This window comes from Serratia sp. LACPHL-BACT-2024-00286 (assembly GCF_043109535.1).
Classification (GTDB): domain Bacteria; phylum Pseudomonadota; class Gammaproteobacteria; order Enterobacterales; family Enterobacteriaceae; genus Serratia; species Serratia sarumanii.
This window is the reverse complement of record NZ_JBICNA010000004.1, coordinates 260,636-281,655: the sequence shown is the minus strand read 5'-3', so window position 1 is coordinate 281,655 and position 21,020 is coordinate 260,636. Positions and strand designations below refer to the sequence as shown.

General features: G+C 62.2%; 17 protein-coding genes. 8 read left to right on the top strand and 9 right to left on the bottom strand.

The window, feature by feature from the left end; all coding sequences use genetic code 11:
* Positions 1 to 5: 5 nt before the first annotated feature.
* The 3 genes from panD to panB form a co-directional block, all read right to left on the bottom strand.
* Complete coding sequence (panD, locus tag ACF8MC_RS13960; RefSeq protein WP_004937544.1) at positions 6 to 386, bottom strand: aspartate 1-decarboxylase; 381 nt, start codon at positions 384 to 386, stop codon at positions 6 to 8.
* Between the two features lie 145 nt (positions 387 to 531).
* Entirely contained in the window at positions 532 to 1,386 is an 855-nt protein-coding gene (panC, locus tag ACF8MC_RS13955; RefSeq protein ID WP_164105252.1) for a pantoate--beta-alanine ligase, read from the bottom strand.
* A 23-nt stretch (positions 1,387 to 1,409) separates the two neighbouring features.
* Positions 1,410 to 2,204: a 3-methyl-2-oxobutanoate hydroxymethyltransferase gene (gene panB / locus ACF8MC_RS13950; protein WP_004937548.1), complete on the bottom strand. Its 795-nt coding sequence runs from the start codon at positions 2,202 to 2,204 to the stop codon at positions 1,410 to 1,412.
* A gap of 166 nt (positions 2,205 to 2,370) precedes the next feature.
* Here panB and qseB point away from each other — a divergent pair, with 166 nt between their 5' ends.
* Positions 2,371 to 3,033, top strand: coding sequence for a quorum sensing response regulator transcription factor QseB (gene qseB, locus ACF8MC_RS13945; protein WP_004937550.1), 663 nt, complete (start codon positions 2,371 to 2,373; stop codon positions 3,031 to 3,033).
* Positions 3,030 to 4,388, top strand: a complete 1,359-nt coding sequence (gene qseC, locus ACF8MC_RS13940; RefSeq protein WP_164105253.1) for a quorum sensing histidine kinase QseC — start codon at positions 3,030 to 3,032, stop codon at positions 4,386 to 4,388. Before qseB ends, qseC begins: the two co-directional genes overlap by 4 nt.
* Before the next feature lie 5 nt (positions 4,389 to 4,393).
* Here the strand turns inward: qseC and folK are convergent, their stop codons facing one another.
* From folK to thpR, 6 genes are all read right to left on the bottom strand, one after another.
* Entirely contained in the window at positions 4,394 to 4,894 is a 501-nt protein-coding gene (folK, locus tag ACF8MC_RS13935) for a 2-amino-4-hydroxy-6-hydroxymethyldihydropteridine diphosphokinase (protein WP_060436638.1), read from the bottom strand.
* Complete coding sequence (pcnB, locus tag ACF8MC_RS13930) at positions 4,894 to 6,441, bottom strand: polynucleotide adenylyltransferase PcnB (RefSeq protein ID WP_072265254.1); 1,548 nt, start codon at positions 6,439 to 6,441, stop codon at positions 4,894 to 4,896. The genes folK and pcnB overlap by 1 nt, the downstream gene beginning before the upstream one ends.
* Positions 6,442 to 6,502: 61 nt before the next feature.
* Complete coding sequence (gene gluQRS / locus ACF8MC_RS13925; protein WP_047570569.1) at positions 6,503 to 7,414, bottom strand: tRNA glutamyl-Q(34) synthetase GluQRS; 912 nt, start codon at positions 7,412 to 7,414, stop codon at positions 6,503 to 6,505.
* A gap of 195 nt (positions 7,415 to 7,609) precedes the next feature.
* Positions 7,610 to 8,065 carry an RNA polymerase-binding protein DksA gene (gene dksA, locus ACF8MC_RS13920; RefSeq protein ID WP_004937569.1) on the bottom strand — a complete coding sequence of 152 codons (456 nt, stop codon included), beginning with the start codon at positions 8,063 to 8,065 and terminating at the stop codon, positions 7,610 to 7,612.
* 183 nt (positions 8,066 to 8,248) lie between these two features.
* Entirely contained in the window at positions 8,249 to 8,956 is a 708-nt protein-coding gene (gene sfsA / locus ACF8MC_RS13915) for a DNA/RNA nuclease SfsA (protein WP_004937572.1), read from the bottom strand.
* Positions 8,953 to 9,495: an RNA 2',3'-cyclic phosphodiesterase gene (gene thpR, locus ACF8MC_RS13910; protein ID WP_033649609.1), complete on the bottom strand. Its 543-nt coding sequence runs from the start codon at positions 9,493 to 9,495 to the stop codon at positions 8,953 to 8,955. Before thpR ends, sfsA begins: the two co-directional genes overlap by 4 nt.
* A gap of 189 nt (positions 9,496 to 9,684) precedes the next feature.
* Here thpR and hrpB point away from each other — a divergent pair, with 189 nt between their 5' ends.
* From hrpB to fhuB, 6 genes are all read left to right on the top strand, one after another.
* Positions 9,685 to 12,123, top strand: a complete 2,439-nt coding sequence (gene hrpB, locus ACF8MC_RS13905) for an ATP-dependent helicase HrpB (protein WP_204350890.1) — start codon at positions 9,685 to 9,687, stop codon at positions 12,121 to 12,123.
* Between the two features lie 118 nt (positions 12,124 to 12,241).
* Positions 12,242 to 14,734, top strand: coding sequence for a bifunctional glycosyl transferase/transpeptidase (mrcB, locus tag ACF8MC_RS13900; RefSeq protein WP_033654687.1), 2,493 nt, complete (start codon positions 12,242 to 12,244; stop codon positions 14,732 to 14,734).
* Positions 14,735 to 14,985: 251 nt separating this feature from the next.
* Positions 14,986 to 17,184 carry a ferrichrome porin FhuA gene (gene fhuA, locus ACF8MC_RS13895; RefSeq protein WP_164105254.1) on the top strand — a complete coding sequence of 733 codons (2,199 nt, stop codon included), beginning with the start codon at positions 14,986 to 14,988 and terminating at the stop codon, positions 17,182 to 17,184.
* A gap of 47 nt (positions 17,185 to 17,231) precedes the next feature.
* Complete coding sequence (fhuC, locus tag ACF8MC_RS13890; protein ID WP_033649613.1) at positions 17,232 to 18,029, top strand: Fe3+-hydroxamate ABC transporter ATP-binding protein FhuC; 798 nt, start codon at positions 17,232 to 17,234, stop codon at positions 18,027 to 18,029.
* Positions 18,029 to 18,937 carry a Fe(3+)-hydroxamate ABC transporter substrate-binding protein FhuD gene (gene fhuD / locus ACF8MC_RS13885; RefSeq protein ID WP_043148002.1) on the top strand — a complete coding sequence of 303 codons (909 nt, stop codon included), beginning with the start codon at positions 18,029 to 18,031 and terminating at the stop codon, positions 18,935 to 18,937. The genes fhuC and fhuD overlap by 1 nt, the downstream gene beginning before the upstream one ends.
* On the top strand, positions 18,934 to 20,922 hold the full coding sequence (gene fhuB, locus ACF8MC_RS13880) for a Fe(3+)-hydroxamate ABC transporter permease FhuB (RefSeq protein WP_164105255.1): 1,989 nt from the start codon (positions 18,934 to 18,936) through the stop codon (positions 20,920 to 20,922). The genes fhuD and fhuB overlap by 4 nt, the downstream gene beginning before the upstream one ends.
* Positions 20,923 to 21,020: the final 98 nt, after the last annotated feature.

Sequence of the window (21,020 nt, the reverse complement as noted above, 5' to 3'; positions counted from 1 at the left end):
TAGTGTCAGGCGACCTGAACCGGCACGGCTTTCGCCTTGCGCTGCAGGTTGTTGTCACCTTCGAAATAGGCGACTTTCGGGTGGTGTTGGCGGGCGTCGGCGTCGGTCATTTGCACATAGGAGCAGATGATCAGTTTGTCGCCCACGCAGGCGCAGCGCGCGGCGGCACCGTTAACCGAAATGATGCGCGAACCGCGCTCGGCGGCGATGGCGTAGGTGGAGAAGCGCTGGCCGTTATCCACGTTGTAAATATCGATCGCTTCATATTCCAGAATGCCGGCGGCCTCCAGGAAATCCTGGTCGATGGCGCAGGACCCTTCATAGTGCAAGTCAGCCTGAGTGACTTTGACGCGATGCAGCTTGCCTTGCAGCATAGTACGTATCATAGCTTTACCTAACTGAATATCGGCCTTCACAGGCGCTGGGGTTGAACATCTCTCCTGCATCCCTGCAATCTCTATCGTCACCGATTGCTCCGCCATTGTCTACCAATGGTCAGTGGCCAAGGGTGACGACAGTATAAAAAACGGCTTACAGCGTCAGGTCGACCTGCTGGTTGTCGATAAGACGCGCCTTGCCCAGCCAGGCGGCCATCAGCACCACCGCCCGCTGGCTGTCCACCGTCAGTGGTTGCAGGCTGTCGGCGTCGCGAATAAACAGCTCATCCGGCGTAAAGCCGGCGGCGCGCAGCTGCTCGGCGGTCTGCTCCAGCAGCGTTTCAACATGGCGTTCGCCATTGGCCAACTGTTGCGCCAGCCCATTCATGATCTTGCTCAGCTGCGGCGCGACCTTGCGCTCTTCGGCGGTCAGGTAGCCGTTGCGCGAGCTGAGGGCCAGGCCGTCTTTGGCGCGCACGGTCGGCACACCGACGATGTCGATGTCGTAACCCATGTCCGCCACCATTTTGCGGATCAGCGCCAGCTGTTGGTAATCCTTCTCGCCGAAGCAGGCCAAGTCAGGTTGCACCAGGTTAAACAGCTTGCTGACGATGGTGGAAACGCCGCGGAAGTGGCCCGGCCGGCTTGCGCCTTCCAGGATGCTGGAGATGCCCGGCACGTCGACGTAAGTCTGCTGCTCCAGCCCCTGCGGATAGACTGCAGCCGGGGCTGGCGCGAACACCAGATCGACGCCGCGGCGGGTCAGCTTCTCGCTGTCTTCCTGCAGCGTGCGCGGGTAGCGCGCCAGATCGTCCGGCCGATCGAACTGCATCGGGTTGACGAAGATGCTCACCACCACCACGTCGGCGCGGGCGCGCGCTTCATCGACCAGCGTCATATGGCCGTCGTGCAGGTTGCCCATGGTCGGCACCAGCGCGATGCGTTTGCCTTCCTGGCGCCAGCGGCGGATCTGCTGACGCAGCATCGGCAGGGTTTCGATAATAATCATTGGGTGACTCCTGGAACCATCGCTTAGTTAAAAGAGTGTTCAGCCGCCGGGTAGAGGCCTTGTTCCACTTCCTGAATGTAGTGCTGCACCGCCGTGCGGATATCGCCGCTCTGCGCCAGGAAGTTCTTGGCGAACTTCGGCGTATGGCCGCCGGTGATGCCGAAGGCGTCGTGCATCACCAGGATCTGGCCGTCGGTGCCGTTGCCGGCGCCGATGCCGATGACCGGAATGGACAGCGCTTCGGTGATCTGGCGCGCCAGCTCGGTCGGCACACATTCCAACACCAGCAGCTGAATGCCGGCCAGCTCCAGGTTCTGCGCGTCCTGCAGCAGCTGTTTGGCGGCCAGTTCGTCGCGCCCTTGCACCTTATAGCCGCCGAACACGTTGACCGACTGCGGCGTCAGGCCCAAGTGGCCGCACACCGGCACCGCGCGCTCGGCAAGCATTTTCACCGTGTCGCACAGCCAGCTGCCGCCTTCCAGTTTCACCATGTTGGCGCCGGCGCGCATCAGCTCGGCGGCGTTGGCGAAGGTCTGTTCCGGGGTGGCGTAACTCATGAACGGCAGATCGGCCAGCAGCAGGCAGGCCGGCGCGCCGCGGCGCACGGCGCGCGTGTGGTAGGCTACGTCGGCGACGGTGACCGGCAGCGTGGAGTCGTGGCCCTGCAGCGTCATGCCCAGCGAATCGCCCACCAACAGGACTTTGATGCCTTGCTCTTCAAACAGTTTGGCAAAGCTGGCATCGTAGGCGGTAAGGGTAGCAAACTTGCGTTGCTCCTGTTTCCACTGGCGCAAGTGGGTCACGGTGGTGGGTTTCATCACAACGTCTCCTGAAACGGGCCGTGCGGCTTGCGCAGGCCCAGGCTGCAAAAAAGTGCAGCCATTCTACTGTAACCCGATCGGGGTGGGTAGCGCGGATCGCCATGCTTAAGCGGTTCTTAAGAACCTTGTGGTGCAATGGCGCAATGACTGAAAAGGGATACTCATGCGAATTCTGCTGATCGAAGATGACAAACTGATCGGGGACGGCATCAAGGCCGGGCTGACCAAACTCGGCTTCAATCTGGACTGGTTCACCGACGGCGCCGTCGGCAAAAATGCGCTGGACAGCGCGCCGTACGACGCGGTGATCCTCGATCTCAGCCTGCCGGGCCTCGATGGCCTGGATCTGCTGCGCCAGTGGCGCCAGGCCGGGCAGGACGTGCCGGTGCTGATCCTCACCGCCCGCGATGCGCTGGAGCAGCGGGTCAGCGGTCTGCAAAGCGGCGCCGACGATTATCTGTGCAAGCCGTTCGCGCTGGCCGAAGTGGCGGCGCGCCTGCAGGCGCTGATCCGCCGTCGCCACGGCCAACTGATGCCGCAGCTGACGCACGGCAACGTGGTGTTTGACAGCGCCACCCGCAGCGTGAGCTGCAACGGCGAGCCGGTGACGCTGACGCCGCGCGAGTTGGCGGTGCTGGAGCTGTTTCTGCACAACAAGGGGCGGGTGCTGGCGCGGCCGTTGATTCAGGAGAAGCTGTACAACTGGGACGACGAGGTGAGCAGCAACGCGGTGGAGGTGCATATTCACCACCTGCGGCGCAAGCTGGGCAACGGCTTCATCCGCACCATTCACGGCGTGGGTTACACGCTGGGGGATGCGCCGTGAAGCGTCTCAGCCTGCGGCTGCGTTTGATCCTGATCTTCAGCCTGTTGGCGCTGATGACCTGGTGCACCGCCAGCGTGGTGGCCTGGGTGATGTCGCGCAACACCATCAATGAAGTGTTCGACACCCAGCAGATGCTGTTCGCCAAACGGCTGGCGACCGCCAACCTCGGCGATCTGCTGGCCGATGAAAGCGCGCGCAGCCTGCCGAAAACCAAGAAGCTGGTGCATCATGGCAAGCGTGGCGATCAGGACGACGACGCGCTGGCGTTCGCCATCTTCGATCGCCAAGGCAAGATGCTGCTCAACGACGGCGAGAACGGCGCCGATTTCCTGTTTGACGGGGAGCGTGAAGGTTTTACCGACGGCGAGCGCAAAGGCGATGACGACAGCTGGCGCCTGCTGTGGCTGACCAGCCCGGATGGGCGCTATCGCATCGTGGTCGGCCAGGAGTGGGATTACCGGCGCGATATGGCGCTGGGCATGGTGACCGGCCAGCTGGTGCCTTGGCTGGCGACGCTGCCGGTGCTGATGCTGCTGATCGCGCTGATGGTCGGGCGCGAGCTGCGGCCGCTGCGCGCGGTGGCGGCCGGTTTGCGCCGGCGCGCGCCCGATGACGCGACGCCGTTGGACGCGCGCCAGGTGCCGACCGAGGTGCGTCCGCTGGTGGATGCGCTCAATGCGCTGTTCGCTCGCATCAGCGCGTTGCTGGTGCGGGAGCGGCGCTTCACCTCCGATGCCGCGCACGAGTTACGCAGCCCGCTGGCGGCGCTGCGGGTGCAGACCGAAGTGGTTCAACTGGCGGGGGACGATGCGCCGATGCGCGAGCACGCGCTGGACAATCTTACGGTCGGCATCGATCGCGCCACCCGGCTGGTGGATCAGCTGCTGACGCTGTCGCGGCTGGACTCGCTGTCGGATCTGGCCGAACTGGCGCCGATCGACTGGAACGAACTGGTGACGATGACCCTGGCGGAGCAGGATCGGCAGGCCCATGCGGCGGGCGTGACGCTGCGCTATGAACATCAGGGAACGCCGCCGCCGCGTCAGGGGGAAACCTTGCTGCTGTCGCTGCTATTGCGCAACTTGCTGGATAACGCGGTGCGCTATACCCCGCAGGGCGGCGTCGTCACCGTGACGTTGAGCGAACGCTCGCTGACGGTGGAGGACGACGGTCCGGGTGTCACCACGGAGCATCTGGCGCGGCTGGGAGAACGCTTCTATCGCCCGCCGGGGCAGGAGCAAACCGGCAGCGGGCTGGGCCTCTCGATCGTGCAGCGTATCGCCGGATTGCATGGTTTACAGATCGGCTTTGCCAATCGCCCGGCGGGCGGGTTCGTTGCGCGGCTGACGTTGTAGGCGGGTCAGGACTTGAGTTTTGGCTGATGCCACAGCGCCATGCCGTTTTCCGGCACGCGCTTGAGGCAGCTGGCGAGCGGCTCGCCATCGGGGAAAATCAGATCGGGAGCGATTTCCGCCAGCGGGTAGAGCATGAATTCGCGCTCTTTCAGGCCGTAATGCGGCACCGTCAGGCGCTCGGTATGGATCACCTTGTCGCCGTACAGCATGATGTCCAGATCGAGCGTGCGCGGCCCCCAGCGTTCATCCTTGCGCACGCGCCCCTGATTACGTTCTATCGCCTGGGTATGGTCGAGCAGCTGTTCGGGCGGCAACAGGGTATCCAGCGCCACTACCGCGTTGAGAAAGTCCGGCTGGTTTTGCGGCCCCAGCGGCTTGGTGCGGTAAAACGAAGAACAGGTGACCAGCCGGGTGCGCGGGAGATGCTCCAGCGCCTCCAGTGCGGCTTTAACCTGTTGCAGCGGCTGCGCCAGGTTGCTGCCCAGCGCGATATAAACGCGGATCATTATGCCCCTTCTTTACGCGGTGCCCGGCGGCGAGGGCGGCGTTGACGCGCGCGGCGCGGCGCCGGATCGTCCCCCAGGGTGCTCAGCATGGCTTTCTGCCGCGCCGGCGTGGCGTCCTGGAACTCGCCCCACCACTCGGCCAGACGCAGCATTTCCTGATTGTCTTCCACTTCCGCACGCAGCGCCAGCAGATCATAGGCGGCGCGGAATTTCGGGTGTTCCATCAGCTTGTGCGCGCGTTTGCCCTGGCGGCGGGACAGGCGCAGCTGCAGCTGCCAGATATCGCGTACCAGCGTGGTAATGCGTTTCGGGATGGCCAGCGAGCGGCACTGCTCGTCGAGTACGTCGTTCATCGCCAGCGCGAAGGCGTCGTAGTAGGCCAGGCCGCTTTCCTGCGCCAGCTTCTGCGCGTGCTCCAGCAGCGGGTACCACAGCATGGCGGCAAACAGGAACGCCGGGTTGACGCGCATGTCGTTCTGCAGGCGGTGATCGGTGTTCTTCAACACCTGCACCAGAATGCGCTCCATCGGCGTATCGTGGTTTGGCGTGAAGTTGCGGGCGATCAGCGGGAACAGCGGTTGGAACAGCTGGTATTCGCACAGCTTCAGGTAGGTCTGGAAACCGTAACCGGCCTGCAGCAGCTTGAGGGATTCTTCGAACAGGCGCGCCGGCGGGATCTCATGCAGCAGCGAGGCCAGGCGCGGGATCGGCTCGGCGGTCTCTTCGCTGATGCGCATATCCAGCTTGGCGGCGAAGCGCACCGCGCGCAGCATGCGCACCGGATCTTCGCGGTAGCGGGTTTCCGGATCGCCGATCAGGCGAATCACGCCCTGTTTCAGATCGTTCAGGCCGCCGACGTAATCGCGCAGGGTGAAATCCGCCACGCCGTAGTACAGGCTGTTGATGGTGAAGTCACGGCGCTGGGCGTCTTCCTCGATCGAACCGAAGATGTTGTCGCGCAGCAGCATGCCGTTTTGCGCCTGCTGAGACGAGTTCTTGTCGGATTCCGGGTTCTGTTCGTGGTGGCCGCGGAAGGTGGCCACTTCGATGATTTCCGGCCCGAACATCACGTGCGCCAGGCGGAAGCGCCGGCCGACCAGGCGGCAGTTGCGGAACAACTTGCGCACTTGCTCCGGCGTGGCGTTGGTGGTGATGTCGAAGTCTTTCGGCTTTTTGCCGAGCAACAGATCGCGCACGCCGCCGCCGACCAGATAGGCTTCGTAGCCGGACTTGTTCAGGCGGTAAAGCACTTTCAGCGCATTTTCGCTGATGTCTTTGCGGGAAATCGAGTGCTGTTCGCGCGGGATCACGGTCATCGAGTCGTTGCTCTCGGCGATAGGAAAAGGCGGACGCTTGCGCGGCGTTGAGCGGCGGGCAGGGGCGTTGCTGCCGTTATCGGCGGCGCGCGGCTGCGGCGCAGGGCGGCTTGGCGCCGCGGCACGCTCTTCGCGGACTACGTTTTTATCGCCGGCCGCCGCGTCGTCGCGGGGCAGCTTGTCATCGCGGGTCAGTACCTTACGACAGAAGTTGGCTACTCGGGTAAAAATGGTACACCTCGATAGTGACTGATAAAAATGGAGCTAACAAAAAATAGCGGCTAATCATAGCTCACCATGGCTCCTTTGAGAATGCCGGCGTGTTTTCATCCAGAGGGATAGCCTCCTGACGCGGCACGTTTTCCAACCGCCAATGTGCGACCGCCCAGCTCAATAATAATGGCAGGTCAAGATCTTGCCAGCTTTCCGGCAGCGGTTGGCGCAGAAATTTCAGCGCGGCGATCAGCACCGGGCGCGGATCGCCTGCGGGCAACGCCGGCGCATGATTTTGCTTCGACAGCTTGATGCCGTTGGCGCCCAGCGCCAGCGGCAGATGCACATAGGCGGGCACCGGCGCCTGCAGCTGGCGGTAGAGGGCAATTTGACGCACCGTCGGTTCGATCAGATCGGCGCCGCGCACAATCTCGGTCACGCCCTGAAAATGGTCGTCGATCACCACCGCCAGGTTGTAGGCGAACAGCCCGTCGCGACGGCGAATGATAAAGTCTTCCCCCGCCAGCGCCGGATCGGCGTGCAATTCTCCCTGCAGGCGATCGTGGAACCCGTAAACGGGCGCGGTCTGGCGCAAGCGGATGGCGGCGCCCTGTGGGCCGAGCTGCAAATCGCGGCAGTGGCCGTCGTACAATCCGCCGATGTGCTGGATGCGGCTGCGGGTGCAGGTGCAGTAATAGCTGAGCCCCTGACGCTGCAACAGATCCAGCGCGGCGCGATAGGCGTCGTGACGTTGGGATTGATAGATGACCTGGCCGTCCCAGTGGAGACCATAATGTTCCAGCGCGGACAGGATGCGAGCGGCGGCGCCGGGGACTTCGCGCGGCGGGTCGATATCTTCGATGCGAACCAGCCACTGCCCGCGTTGGGCGCGAGCCTGAAGGTAGCTTCCCAGAGCGGCAATCAGCGAACCGAAATGCAGATCCCCGGAAGGCGATGGGGCAAAGCGCCCCACATAATGACTTTCTTGCATATCAGAGGGGAGTGGTTCCCTTTTCTCTGTGCGGCGCACGCGGGTGCGCACGCCGCAGCGGTAACATACTCGTTATGCTTGAAACTGCATCTGTGTTAGCTGCGCCTGCTTACCCGAATCACTTACTTGAGTAAGCTCATCGGGATGCGCATTCTTGCCGCCTTGATGCAGCTCCAATCATTTAGAGTAGCGGTATTAGCCGGCCATCTGCTTTTCGCGGATCTCAGCCAGCGTCTTGCAGTCGATGCACAGATCGGCGGTCGGACGCGCTTCGAGGCGACGAATGCCGATCTCCACGCCGCAAGATTCGCAGTAGCCGAAATCATCGTCTTCCACTTTCTTCAGCGTTTTCTCGATCTTTTTGATCAGTTTGCGTTCACGGTCACGGTTACGCAGTTCAAGGCTGAACTCTTCTTCCTGGGTAGCACGGTCGGCCGGATCAGGGAAGTTGGCTGCCTCTTCTTGCATATGCGATACAGTACGGTCCACTTCGTCCCTGAGCTGGTTGCGCCACGCTTCAAGAATGCGCTTGAAATGCGACAACTGGGCGTCGTTCATGTACTCTTCGCCCGGCTTCTCTTGGTACGGCTCCACCCCAGCGATGGCGAGAATGCTCAAGGACGAGGTTTTACGGTTTTGCCCTTCTTGCATGTTGCTTCTCCTACATACACACGCACTATCGAATCCCCAATGCGGGGGAAAAACAGGCCGCTATAAATAACAGAAGGAAGGTAGGTTGGCAATTATTCCTGTCGCCCGCTTGACAATCGTGTGAAGGAGGGCGTATTTGGCGATCGTGCTGGCCGGTTGTCTATTTATAGGGACCCGACCGCGCTAATCGATAAAAAACGGCAGCTTATCGCAGAGATAAATACCGTCAGGTGATAACTTTGCCCCGTAGCAAACCACTTCCACTCCCAACTGCCGGACCTGTGCCAACAGCGCCGCATAGCGCTCATCTATATGATGTGCCGGTGCGACCTGCTCAATACCGCTGTGTAACACGGCAAAGAACAACACCGCCCGTTGCCCGCTTTCAACCACGCTGAGCAACTCACGCAGGTGCTTTTGCCCTCTGAGCGTTACCGCATCAGGAAAGTAACCACGTTGTTGTTGCAGTAATGTGACTGACTTAACTTCAATATAGCAGTTAACCCGATTTTCTGCCTGTAATAACAAATCGATACGGCTGTTTTCACCGCCGTATTTCACTTCGCCGCTGATTTTACTGTAACCGGATAATTCATTGATTAAATTGTGTTCGATCGCCTCGCGCACCAGCGCGTTGGCACGCAGGGTGTTGACGCAGATCCAGTGCCCCTGTTGGGTATGGGTCAGTTCCCAGCTGTGGGCGTATTTGCGCTTGGGGTTATCCGAGGTGGAGTACCAAACGGTGTCGCCGGGCGTGGCGCAGCCGGTCATGGCGCCGGTATTGGCGCAGTGCAGCGTAAAGGTTTCCCCTTCCGGGGTGATCACGTCCGCCAGAAAGCGTTTGTAACGTTTTATCAGCGTGGCGGAACGCAGCGGTGGAGAGAAAATCATGCGGATGCCTGCGTGGCCAGCGGCCACTGTTCGAGGTGTTGGTAACGGGTGCGCCCGTTTTCGAACACCGACTCATACAAGGAAAAGGCGTCGGCGCTGAACGCCCAGCCCGGCGTCGCCGGCGGGATCGCCACCGGCTGGGTGGCGGCGCGCAGCAGCGTGATGTGCGGATGGAACGGCAACGCGCTTTGATGGCAGCCGCTGCGGGCGGCCTGCGAACGCAGCAGTTCGGCCAGCTGCAATAGCCCGCGCGGCGCGCGGCGGGTGCCGAGCCAGACCACGCCGGGGCGCGGCCAATGGCCGAGATCGTCGAGCCGCATGCTGAAGCCGGGTTGCACGATGCGGCCGGCCAGTTTGCGCAGCGCCAGCTCTTTCTGCGCGGTGACTTCGCCGAGAAACGCCAGCGTCAGGTGCAAATTAGCCGCCGCCACCGGCCGGCCGGCCTCCGGCGCAAACGCCTCGGCGCGCCAGCGGATCACCTGCTGTTGCAGGGCATCAGGCAAGGACAGGGCGAAAAACAGGCGGCGCGAATTGGACATGGGGGCTCGGTAAATAATGACAAATCCGTCAGGAACAGATTTGAATGCGGCTTGCAGCGGCCTCGCGCGAAGCGGGACGCCTGGACGAGCTCCGTACTATAGCTAACGATGCCGCAGTTTGAAAGGCTACGGGGGCAAAGCTAATGCTACACTGTACGCCGTTTAACGTTAACCACCACGGAGAGTTCAGTGTCTTCATTGCCCGTCAGCGCGGTGCTTGATGAGTTGCTGGCTGCGTTGCAGTCCGCTCCTCAGGTACTGTTGCACGCCCCGACCGGCGCCGGTAAATCCACCTGGTTGCCGCTGCAGATCCTGGCTAAGGCCGGGTTGCCGGGGCGCATTATCATGCTGGAGCCGCGGCGGCTGGCGGCGAAAAACGTCGCTTATCGCCTGGCGCAGCAACTGGGGGAGGAGCCCGGCCAGACCGTGGGCTACCGCATGCGCGCCGAAAGTAAAAGCGGGCCGCAAACCCGGCTGGAAGTGGTGACGGAAGGCATTCTCACCCGCATGCTGCAGCAGGACGCCGAGCTGCAGGGCGTGTCGCTGGTGATCCTCGATGAGTTCCACGAACGCAGCCTGCAGGCCGATCTGGCGCTGGCGCTGCTGCTCGACGTGCAGCAAGGGCTGCGCGACGATCTGAAACTGCTGATCATGTCGGCCACCCTGAACAACGCGCGCCTGTCGCAGCTGCTGCCGGCAGCGCCGGTGGTGGTGTCCGAGGGGCGCAGCTTCCCGGTTGAACGTTTATATCAGCCGTTGGCCAGCCATCAGCGGCTGGAGGATGGTGTAGCGGCGGCGGTGAAGCGCCTGCTGGCCGAACAGCCGGGGTCTTTGCTGCTGTTCCTGCCGGGCGTGGCGGAGATCAATCGGGTGCTGGAGCGATTGACCGGCGAGGTGGCGAGCGATACCGATCTTTGCCCGCTGTATGGCGCGCTGCCTCTGGCGCAGCAGCAAAAAGCGATTCAGCCGGCGGCGGTTGGCCGCCGCAAGGTGGTGCTGGCAACCAACATCGCTGAAACCAGCCTGACGATCGAGGGCATTCGGCTGGTGGTGGACAGCGGCCTGGAACGCGTGGCGCGTTACGACGTGCGCAACGGTTTGACGCGGCTGGCGACGCAGCGCATCAGTCAGGCCTCGATGGTGCAGCGCGCCGGGCGCGCCGGGCGTCTGGAGCCGGGCATTTGCTGGCATCTGTTCGCCAAAGAACAGGCGGAGCGCGCGGCGGAACACGCCGAACCGGACATTTTACAGAGCGATCTCACCGGCTTTTGGCTCGAGTTGCTGCAGTGGGGTTGCCACGACCCGGCGCAGCTGACCTGGCTGGATGCGCCTCCTGCCGCCGCATTGGCAGCGGCCAGGGCGCTGTTGCACCGGCTGGGGGCCACGGATGACGGTGGCAAACTTACCGCACCGGGGCGCCAGATGGCCGCGCTGGGATGCGAGCCGCGGCTGGCGGCGATGCTGACCGCCGGCGCGGCGCTGAGTGCCGACGGCCTGGCGACGGCGGCGTTGCTGGCGGCATTGCTGGAAGAACCGCCGCGCGGCGGGCAGATGGATATCGGCTACTGGCTGAGCCGCCCGCAACCGAACTGGCGGCAGCGTGCCGCGCAGTTGGCCAAACGCCTGCCGCAACGTGCGGGGCAAGTCGACGTCGATCTGGCGCCGCGCCTGTTGGCGCCGGCGTTTACCGATCGCATCGCCCAGCGGCGAGGCCAGGACGGCCGCTACCTGCTGGCCAACGGCATGGGGGCGGCGATGAATCAGGATGAGGCGCTGTCGCGCGCGCCCTGGCTCATCGTCCCCAGCCTGTTGCAGGGCCACAACAGCCCCGATGCGCGCATCCTGTTGGCGCTGCCGGTGGACATCGACGCGCTGGCGGCGCAGCTGCCGGCGATCGTCACGCAGCGCACGGCGGTGGAGTGGGATGACGAGAAGGGCACGCTGCGCGCCTGGAAGCGCCAGCAGATCGGCCGTCTGACGCTGCGCGCCCAGCCGCTGGCCAAACCGGCGGACGAAGAGCTGCAGCAGGCGCTGCTCGATTGGGTGCGCGCACAGGGGCTGGCGGTGCTCAACTGGGAGGGCGCCGCCGAACAATTGCGGGTGCGCCTGCAGTGCGCGCAAGCCTGGTTGCCGGAGGCGGAATGGCCGGCGATGGATGAAGAGCCGCTGCTGGCGGCGCTGGAGCAGTGGCTGTTGCCGTCGCTGAACGGCGTGCGCGATCTGCGCGGCTTGAAGCAGGTCAACATCGCCGAGGCGCTGTCCCGCCTGCTGGACTGGCAGCAAAAGCAGCGGCTGGATAATGCGCTACCCACTCATTACACTGTGCCGACCGGCAGCCGCCTGCCGATCCGTTATGAGGCCGGCAAACCGCCGGCGTTGGCGGTGCGTTTGCAGGAGGTGTTCGGCGAGCAGCGCAGCCCGATGTTGGCGGAGGGTCGCATCCCGGTGGTGCTTGAGTTACTCTCACCGGCGCACCGGCCGTTGCAAATCACCGGCGATCTGGCGGCCTTCTGGCAAGGCGCCTACCGCGAGGTGCAAAAAGAGATGAAGGGCCGCTACCCGAAACACGTTTGGCCGGACGATCCGGCCACGGCGGTACCGACGCGCCGAACGAAGAAATATCAGTAGGCCGCGATCATTCAAGGTTTGGAATTCAGATGTTTCTTCTGGTCAGCGCTGCGGCGTAGGCACAGATTAAGCGACTAATCATGGCCGGCAGTGTCGGCAAGCTCGGAGAACAACAGCCATGGCTGGGGATGACCGCGAGCCCATCGGGCGCAAAGGAAAACAACCAAAAAACACCGCGTCGCGCAAGCCGCCGCGCCGTCGCCGAGACGACGATTATGACGATTACGAAGAAGACGAGTATGACGATGATGAGTATGAAGAGGAGGAGGAACGCATGCCGCGTAAGGTAAAAGCGACTCCGCCGCGTAAAAAACGCCGCTGGCTCGGCCTGATTATCAAACTGATCCTGGTGATCGCCGTCCTGTTGGCGATCTACGGCGTCTATCTGGATTCCCAGATCCGCAGCCGCATCGACGGCAAAGTCTGGCAGCTGCCGGCGGCAGTGTACGGCCGCATGGTCAACCTGGAACCGGGCATGCCGTACAGCAAGAAGGAAATGGTCAACCTGCTGGAAGGCATGCAGTATCGCCAGGTCAGCCGCATGACGCGTCCGGGCGAGTTTACCGTGCAGGCTAACAGCATCGAGATGCTGCGCCGCCCGTTCGATTTCCCGGATGGTAAAGAAGGGCAGATCCGCGCCCGTCTCGATTTCCAGAACAACCGTCTGGCTAAGATCGAAAACCTGGACAGCGGCCGCAGCTTCGGTTTCTTCCGCCTCGATCCGCGCCTGATCACCATGCTGCAGTCGCCAAACGGTGAACAGCGTCTGTTCGTGCCGCGCGCCGGTTTCCCGGATCTGTTGGTGGATACGCTGATCGCCACGGAAGACCGCCACTTCTATGAGCATGACGGCATCAGCCCGTACTCCATCGGCCGTGCGGTGCTGGCCAACCTGACCGCCGGCCGTGCGGTGCAGGGCGGCAGTACCCTGACGCAGCAGCTGGTGAAGAACCTGTTCCTGACCAACGAACGCTCGCTGTGGCGTAAGGCCAACGAAGCCTATATGGCGCTGCTGGTCGATTACCGTTACAGCAAGGACCGCATTTTGGAGCTGTATCTGAACGAGGTGTACCTCGGCCAGAGCGGCAGCGACCAGATCCGCGGTTTCCCGTTGGCCAGCCTGTACTACTTCGGCCGGCCGGTGGACGAGCTGAGCCTCGATCAGCAGGCGCTGCTGGTCGGCATGGTCAAGGGCGCGTCGCTGTATAACCCGTGGCGTAACCCGAAACTGGCGCTGGAACGCCGCAATCTGGTGCTCAAGCTGCTGCAGAACCAGGGCGTGATCGACGGCGAGCTGTATGACATGCTGAGCGCGCGTCCGCTGGGCGTGCAGCCGAAAGGCGGCGTCATTACGCCACAGCCGGCCTTTATGCAGATGGTGCGTCAGGAGCTGCAGACCAGGCTGGGCGATAAGGTGAATGATCTGTCCGGCGTGAAGATTTTCACCACGCTGGATCCGGTGTCGCAAGACGCGGCGGAAAAAGCGGTCGAAGACGGCATCCCGGCGCTGCGCGCTGCGCGTCACGTGCAGGATCTGGAAGCGGCGATGGTGATCGTCGATCGCTTCAGCGGTGAAGTGCGCGCCATGGTCGGCGGCGCCAATCCGCAGTTCGCCGGTTTCAACCGCGCCATGCAGGCGCGCCGCCTGGTCGGCTCGCTGGCCAAGCCGCCGACGTACCTGACCGCGCTGTCCGAACCGGATAAATACCGCCTCAACACCTGGCTGGCGGATGCGCCGCTGTCGCTGAAACAGCCGAACGGCGCCGTCTGGCAGCCGAACAACTATGATCGCAAATTCCGCGGTCAGGTGATGCTGGTGGATGCGTTGGCCAACTCGCTGAACGTGCCGACGGTGAACCTTGGCCTGTCGGTGGGGCTGGATCAGATCAGCGCCACGCTGCAACGTCTGGGCATCCCGAAAGCGGAGATCAACCCGGTGCCTTCGATGCTGCTGGGGGCGATCGGCCTGACGCCGATGGAAGTCGCGCAGGAGTACCAGACCATCGCCAGCGGCGGTAACCGTGCGCCGCTGTCGGCGGTGCGTTCGGTGATCGCCGAAGACGGCACGGTGCTGTACCAGAGCTTCCCGCAGGCCGAACGCATGGTGCCGGCGCAGGCCGCTTACCTGACGCTGTACGCGATGCAGCAAGGCGTGGCGCGCGGGACGTCCCGCTCGCTGTCGGTGAAGTTCCCGAACTACAACCTGGCGGCGAAAACCGGTACCACCAACGATCTGCGCGACAGCTGGTTCGCCGGCATCGACGGCAAGGAAGTGGCGATCGCCTGGGTGGGGCGCGACAACAACGGCCCGGCCAAGCTGACCGGCGCCAACGGCGCGTTGACCCTGTATCGTCGTTATCTGGAAAACCAGACGCCGCTGCCGCTGATGCTGCAGCCGCCGGAAGGCATTAACCAGATGAGCATCGACTCTGCCGGCAACTTTATCTGCGGCGGCGGCAGCTGGCGCACCATCCCGGTCTGGACCGACAATCCGCAGGGATTGTGCCAGGCCAGCCAGGCGGCGGTGCAGCAACAGCAGCAACCGGCGGCGGGTGAGCAAAAAGATGGCGATGGCGTCGCCGGCTGGATCAAGGATATGTTCGGCCAGTAATCGCTACCGGGGCGTCGGCCCCGGTGAAAATTTTTTCTTTGTTATTAAGCCCGTAACCTTGGTTGCGGGCTTTTTTATTTTTTCGCTCGTTTTATTTCCCTGTTAACCGCATGGCTAAGCGCCTAATCCTTAACCTATTTGCCCCATGAATTCGGCTTGCAGTTTAATTTGGCTTCTGCATAAAATGCGACGCTTATAATAATTATTATCGTTTACATTCTTCATTTAATAATTCATCAGAGAAATCAACTATGCCGACCAAGCGTCTTTCGTCATCCGCGGCCAAGCAGGGCCGTACCCCCGTCAGCGCGTTAGCGATCACCGTCGCTGCGGCGTTGGGCACGCTGGCGATGCCAGCTTTTTCCGCCGACGCCAAGCCGGCCGCCAAGGAAGACACGATTACCGTTGTGGGCGGCAGCAATACCGCCCAGCAGGAAAGCGCCTGGGGGCCGGTCGGCACCTATGTCGCCAAACGCAGCGCCACCGGCACCAAAACCGATACGCCAATCGAGAAGAACCCGCAGTCCGTTTCCGTAGTGACGCGTGAAGAGATGGACATGCGCCAGCCGGATACGGTGAAGGGCGCACTGGCCTATACGCCGGGTGTGATGATTGGAAATCGCGGTGCCTCCACCGCCTATGATGCAGTGAACATCCGTGGTTTCAGCTCGGTAGGTACCAATATGTATCTGGATGGCCTGAAACTGCAGGACGATAACTATTCGATTTATCAGATAGACCCTTACTTCCTTGAGCGAGCGGAAGTACTGCGCGGACCGTCTTCGGTATTGTACGGCAAAAGCAACCCTGGTGGGGTGGTCGCGCTGGTCAGTAAGCGGCCGACAACAGAGACGCTGCGCGAAGTTCAATTCAAAATGGGGACAGATAATCTGTTCCAGACCGGTTTTGACTTCAGTGACGCTTTGGATGATGCGGGGGTTTACTCATATCGTCTGACGGGGGTTGCGCGCGATGAAGATCAGCAGCAGGTTGGCGAGAAAAGTAAACGTTATGCTATTGCTCCTTCCTTCAGTTGGCGACCTGATGATCGCACTTCTTTGACTTTCCTCAGCAGCTTCCAGGATGATCCTAGCGTTGGCTTCTATGGCTGGTTGCCGAAAGAAGGTACGGTGCAAAATGGTATCAACGGTAAGTTACCGACCAGTTTCAACGATGGTGAGCCTGGCTATAACAACATTTCCCGCAAGCAGCAAATGGTCGGATATGCCTTTGAGCATAGTTTTGATGATGTTTGGACCGTGCGCCAAAACCTGCGTTATTCGAAAATGGATGTGGACTACCGTTCTATTTACGGCCTAGGCATTGATCCAGATAATTCAGCTGAGCTGAAGCGTGGCGTGATGAATTCCAAAGAGCATATGTCCAGCTTTGCGGTCGACACACAGACACAGGCTAAATTTGCGACCGGGCAAGTTGACCATATCTTGTTGATGGGTGTGGATTATATGCGTATGCGCAATGATGTTGTTTATCAATATGGCAGTGCATCCAATCTGAATGTCATCGCTCCACAGTACGGCAATCGGAGCTATACCATTACCGGTGGTGCCAGTCAGGTTAACCGTCAGGAGCAGACCGGCCTGTATGTGCAAGATCAGGCTGAATGGAACAACTGGGTTCTGACGATGGGGGGGCGCTATGATTGGAGCGATACCAACAGCACCAATCGCCTGAACCAGAATTCCGTCTCTAAGCAGCAGGATAACCAGTTTACCGGCCGTGCTGGCTTGAACTATGTTTTCGAAAACGGCATCGCGCCTTATGTCAGCTACAGCGAATCGTTTGAGCCAACCTCAGGCACTGATTTTTCAGGTAATACGTTTGCTGCCTCTAAAGGCAAGCAGTATGAGGCTGGGGTTAAATACGCACCTAAGGATCGTCCGATCACCGCCAGTTTGGCGCTTTACCAGTTGACTAAAACCAACAATAAAGTGGCTGACTTAGAACATCCGTTCTTTAGCGTCCAGGGAGGGGAGGTCCGTTCTCGTGGGATTGAGTTGGAGGCGAAAGCGGCCTTGTCGGCTAACCTCAATCTGTTGGGCTCTTACACCTACACGGATGCTGAATATACTAAAGATACTTCGCTACAGGGGAATACACCTTCCGCTATCCCTAAACACATGGCTTCTCTGTGGGCGGATTACACCTTCCATGAAACTGCGATTAGCGGTTTGACCTTGGGTTCAGGCGTTCGCTATGTCGGCTCCAGCTATGGTGACGAGGCCAATACGTTTAAAGTGAAGGATTACACGGTGTTTGATGCCGCGATAAAATATGATCTGGCGCGTTTCAATTTGCCGGGCTCTTCGATAGGCATCAATGTGAACAACCTGTTTGATAAGGAATATGTCTCCAGCTGCTTTGCTACTTATGGCTGCTACTGGGGCGCAGAACGCCAGGTGGTCGCCACCGCAACCTTCCGTTTCTAACCGGATAGCCGGGGCGGCGCCGCGTCGCCCCGGACAAAGCAGGATCTATGCAGGACAAACTTCTTAATCCCGGCGCGACCTTCGCGCTGGATAACGCCAGCTTCGCCGTCCCCGGCCGGGTGCTGTTGCAACCGCTGTCGCTCAGTTTTCCCCAGGGCAAAGTCTGCGGCCTGATCGGCCATAACGGTTCCGGTAAATCCACCCTGTTGAAACTGCTCGGGCGGCATCATGCGCCCAGCGGCGGTCAGGTTTTGCTCAATCGGCAGCCGTTGGCGCAGTGGGACAGCAAATCCTTCGCCCGCCAGGTGGCCTACCTGCCGCAGCAGTTGCCGGCGGCGGAAGGCATGACGGTGCGCGAGCTGGTGGCCGTCGGCCGCTATCCGTGGCACGGCGCGCTGGGGCGTTTTGGCGCCAACGATCGCCAATTGGTGGAGGAGGCCATCGCGCTGGTGGGGCTGAAGCCGTTCGCCAGCCGCTTGGTGGACAGCCTCTCCGGCGGCGAGCGCCAACGCGCCTGGCTGGCGATGATGGTGGCGCAGGACAGCCGCTGCCTGCTGCTTGACGAACCGACCTCGGCGCTGGACATCGCACACCAGGTCGAGGTGCTGGCGCTGATCCAGCGCCTGAGCCGCGAACGCGATCTCACGGTGATCGCCGTGCTGCACGACATCAACATGGCGGCACGCTACTGCGACCATCTGGTGGCGCTGCGCGGCGGTGAAATGATCGCCCAGGGCGGCCCGCTGGAACTGATGCAGGGGCCGGTGCTGGAACAAATTTACGGTATTCCTATGGGCACGTTGCCGCACCCGAGCGGCGGCGCGCCGGTGAGTTTTGTCTACTGATGTCCTCTGCATTCACTTCTTCTCACGATCCGCTGCGCCGCCGTTTGTTGATGGCGCTGGCGCTGTCGCCGCTGTTGGGTTCGTTGCCCGGCCGAGCGGCGGATGCGCCGTCGGATATCGCCCGCGTTGCGGCGCTGGAATGGTTGCCGATCGAACTGCTGTTGGCATTGGGCGTGACGCCGCTGGCGGTGGCCGATGTGCATAACTACAACCTGTGGGTGGCGGAGCCGAAGCTGCCGGCGACGGTGGTCGACGTCGGCCAGCGCACCGAACCTAACCTCGAACTGCTGCAGCAGCTCCAGCCTTCGCTGGTGTTGCTGTCGCAAGGCTATGGCCCAACGCCGCAAAAAATCCAACCCATCGCGCCAACCATGAGCTTCGGCTTCAACGACGGCAGCGGCAAACCGCTGACCGTCGCCCGCCAGTCGCTGCTGGCGCTGGGGCAACGATTGGGCATAGAAAGCCGCGCGGTACAGCACCTGGCGCAGTTTGACCGCTTTATGCAGGACGCGCGTCAGCGCCTGCAAAGCTACACCCGGCAACCGCTGCTGCTGTTTTCGCTGATCGACACGCGCCATGCGTTGATCATCGGCCAGAAAAGCCTGTTCCAGGAGGCGATGGATCAACTGGGCATCCGCAATGCCTGGCAGGAAGAAACCAATTTCTGGGGCACGGCGGTGGTGGGCATTGAACGGTTGGCCACGGTGCGTAATGCCCGGGTCATCTATCTCGATCACGGTAATCAGGCGATGATGGACAAGGTCAGCGCGACGCCGCTGTGGCAGTCGTTGCCCTTCGTGAGGCAAAACCAGCTGCGGCAGGTGCCGGCGGTGTGGTTCTACGGTGCCACGCTGTCGACGATGCGGTTTTGCCGCCTGCTGGCGCAGGCTCAGGAGAGTGCGTCATGAGTTCGGGCATCCGGAAATTGCCGCTGACGCTGATCCTACTGTTGCTGGCGGCGGCAGGTGGCCTGACGATATACAACCTGGCGCAGCAGCTGCCGCCGGCGCAATGGGCGCGGGCGCTCAGCGCGCCGGACATCGACGACGTGCGGCAAATGCTGTTCCATTACAGCCTGTTGCCGCGGTTGACGGTGTCGCTGTTGGCCGGCGCCGGTCTGGGGTTGGTCGGCGTGCTGTTCCAGCAGGTGTTGCGCAATCCGTTGGCGGAGCCGTCGACGCTCGGCGTCGCCGCCGGCGCGCAGCTTGGCCTGACCATCGCCACGCTGTGGGTGCTGCCGGGAGGTGAGTTTACCCGCCAGCTGGCCGCTATGGTGGGCGCGATTGTGGTGGGCGGGCTGGTGTTCGGCGTCGCCTGGGGCAAGCGGATGTCGCCGGTCACGCTGATTCTGGCCGGGCTGGTGCTGGGGCTGTACTGCGGCGCGGTCAACAGCCTGTTGGCGCTGTTTAATTACGATCAGCTGCAGGGCATGTTCCTGTGGGGCACCGGCGCGTTGAACCAACAGGACTGGAGCGCCGTGCAGTTCCTCCTGCCGCGTTTGCTGGTGGCTGGCCTGTTAGCGGCGCTGTTGCTGCGCCCGCTGACGCTGCTGGGGCTGGACGACGGTGTGGCGCGCAACCTGGGGTTAGGGCTGTCGATGGCGCGCTTCTGTGCTTTGGGGGTGGCCATCATCTTCAGCGCCATGTTGGTGAGTGCGGTGGGCGTTATCGGCTTTATCGGCCTGTTTGCACCGCTGATGGCGAAGATGTTGGGGGCTCGCCGCCTGGCGCACCGCATGATGCTGGCGCCGCTGCTGGGGGCGCTGTTGCTGTGGCTGACCGATCAGGTGATGCTCGGGGTAACGCAGGTGTGGCACGAGATCCCGACCGGCGCGGCCACCGCGCTGTTCGGCGCGCCGCTGCTGCTGTGGCTGCTGCCGCGTTTGCGCAGCGCCGCCACGCCGCCGCCGATGAACCTCGGCGACAAGGTGCCTGCCGAACGCGGGAATCTGCCCGGCTGGATCCTGGTGGGCGGCCTCGTGCTGCTGATCGGCCTGGCGCTGGCGCTGATGCTGGGCAAAAATGCCGGCGGCTGGCACTGGAGCCTGGGCGCGGAACTGGACGCTCTGCTGCCGTGGCGCTGGCCGCGGGTGTTGTCGGCGCTGGCGGCGGGCATGATGCTGGCGGTCGCCGGCACGCTGATCCAGAAGTTGACCGGCAATCCGATGGCCAGCCCGGAAGTGTTGGGCATCAGCTCCGGCGCCGCTTTTGGCGTCGTGATGATGCTGTTTATGGTGCCGGGCGACGCCTTCGTGTGGCTGCTGCCCGCCGGCAGTCTGGGAGCGGCCGCCACGTTGCTGATCATCATGATCGCCGCAGGCCGCGGCGGTTTCTCGACCGAACGCATGCTGCTGGCCGGTATCGCGCTCAGCACCGCCTTTACCACCGTCATCTTCCTGCTGTTGGCCAGCGGCGATCCGCGTATGGGGGGCTTGCTGACCTGGCTCTCCGGTTCGACCTATTCGGTGGAGCCGGCGCAGGCGCTGCGCACCGCGCTGATCGCCGCCGGATTGCTGGTATTGGCGCCGCTGTGCCGCCGCTGGCTGACCATCCTGCCGCTCGGCGGCGCCACCGCCCGTTCTGTGGGCATTGCGCTGACGCCGACGCGGTTGACCATTCTGTTGCTGGCTGCCACCCTGACCGCGATGGCGACCCTGACCGTAGGGCCGCTGAGCTTTGTCGGGCTGATGGCGCCGCATATGGCGCGCATGCTGGGCTTCCGCCGCGCGCTGCCGCAAATGGTGATCGCCGCGCTGCTGGGCGGCTTGCTGATGGTGTTTGCCGACTGGTGCGGACGGATGCTGCTGTTCCCGTATCAGATCCCCGCCGGGTTATTGGCGACCTTTATCGGTGCACCGTACTTCGTGTATCTGTTGCGTAAGCAGACCTCGTAAGCGGCGTCTCGGCTGCGTTTTCTCTGTCATCAAAGGCTCCGCGTTGCTGGGCCTTTTTTTATTTTTCATGATGTTGCAAGGCGCTGCGAACGGGTGCG

Bases quoted from the DNA above. Each gene is read 5' to 3' on its own strand.
- panD (WP_004937544.1), bottom strand. From the start codon at position 386: ATGATACGTACTATGCTGCAAGGCAAGCTGCATCGCGTCAAAGTCACT.
- panC (WP_164105252.1), bottom strand. From the start codon at position 1,386: ATGATTATTATCGAAACCCTGCCGATGCTGCGTCAGCAGATCCGCCGC.
- panB (WP_004937548.1), bottom strand. From the start codon at position 2,204: ATGAAACCCACCACCGTGACCCACTTGCGCCAGTGGAAACAGGAGCAA.
- qseB (WP_004937550.1), top strand. From the start codon at position 2,371: ATGCGAATTCTGCTGATCGAAGATGACAAACTGATCGGGGACGGCATC.
- folK (WP_060436638.1), bottom strand. From the start codon at position 4,894: ATGATCCGCGTTTATATCGCGCTGGGCAGCAACCTGGCGCAGCCGCTG.
- gluQRS (WP_047570569.1), bottom strand. From the start codon at position 7,414: ATGCAAGAAAGTCATTATGTGGGGCGCTTTGCCCCATCGCCTTCCGGG.
- dksA (WP_004937569.1), bottom strand. From the start codon at position 8,065: ATGCAAGAAGGGCAAAACCGTAAAACCTCGTCCTTGAGCATTCTCGCC.
- sfsA (WP_004937572.1), bottom strand. From the start codon at position 8,956: ATGATTTTCTCTCCACCGCTGCGTTCCGCCACGCTGATAAAACGTTAC.
- thpR (WP_033649609.1), bottom strand. From the start codon at position 9,495: ATGTCCAATTCGCGCCGCCTGTTTTTCGCCCTGTCCTTGCCTGATGCC.
- mrcB (WP_033654687.1), top strand. From the start codon at position 12,242: ATGGCTGGGGATGACCGCGAGCCCATCGGGCGCAAAGGAAAACAACCA.
- fhuA (WP_164105254.1), top strand. From the start codon at position 14,986: ATGCCGACCAAGCGTCTTTCGTCATCCGCGGCCAAGCAGGGCCGTACC.
- fhuC (WP_033649613.1), top strand. From the start codon at position 17,232: ATGCAGGACAAACTTCTTAATCCCGGCGCGACCTTCGCGCTGGATAAC.
- fhuD (WP_043148002.1), top strand. From the start codon at position 18,029: ATGTCCTCTGCATTCACTTCTTCTCACGATCCGCTGCGCCGCCGTTTG.
- fhuB (WP_164105255.1), top strand. From the start codon at position 18,934: ATGAGTTCGGGCATCCGGAAATTGCCGCTGACGCTGATCCTACTGTTG.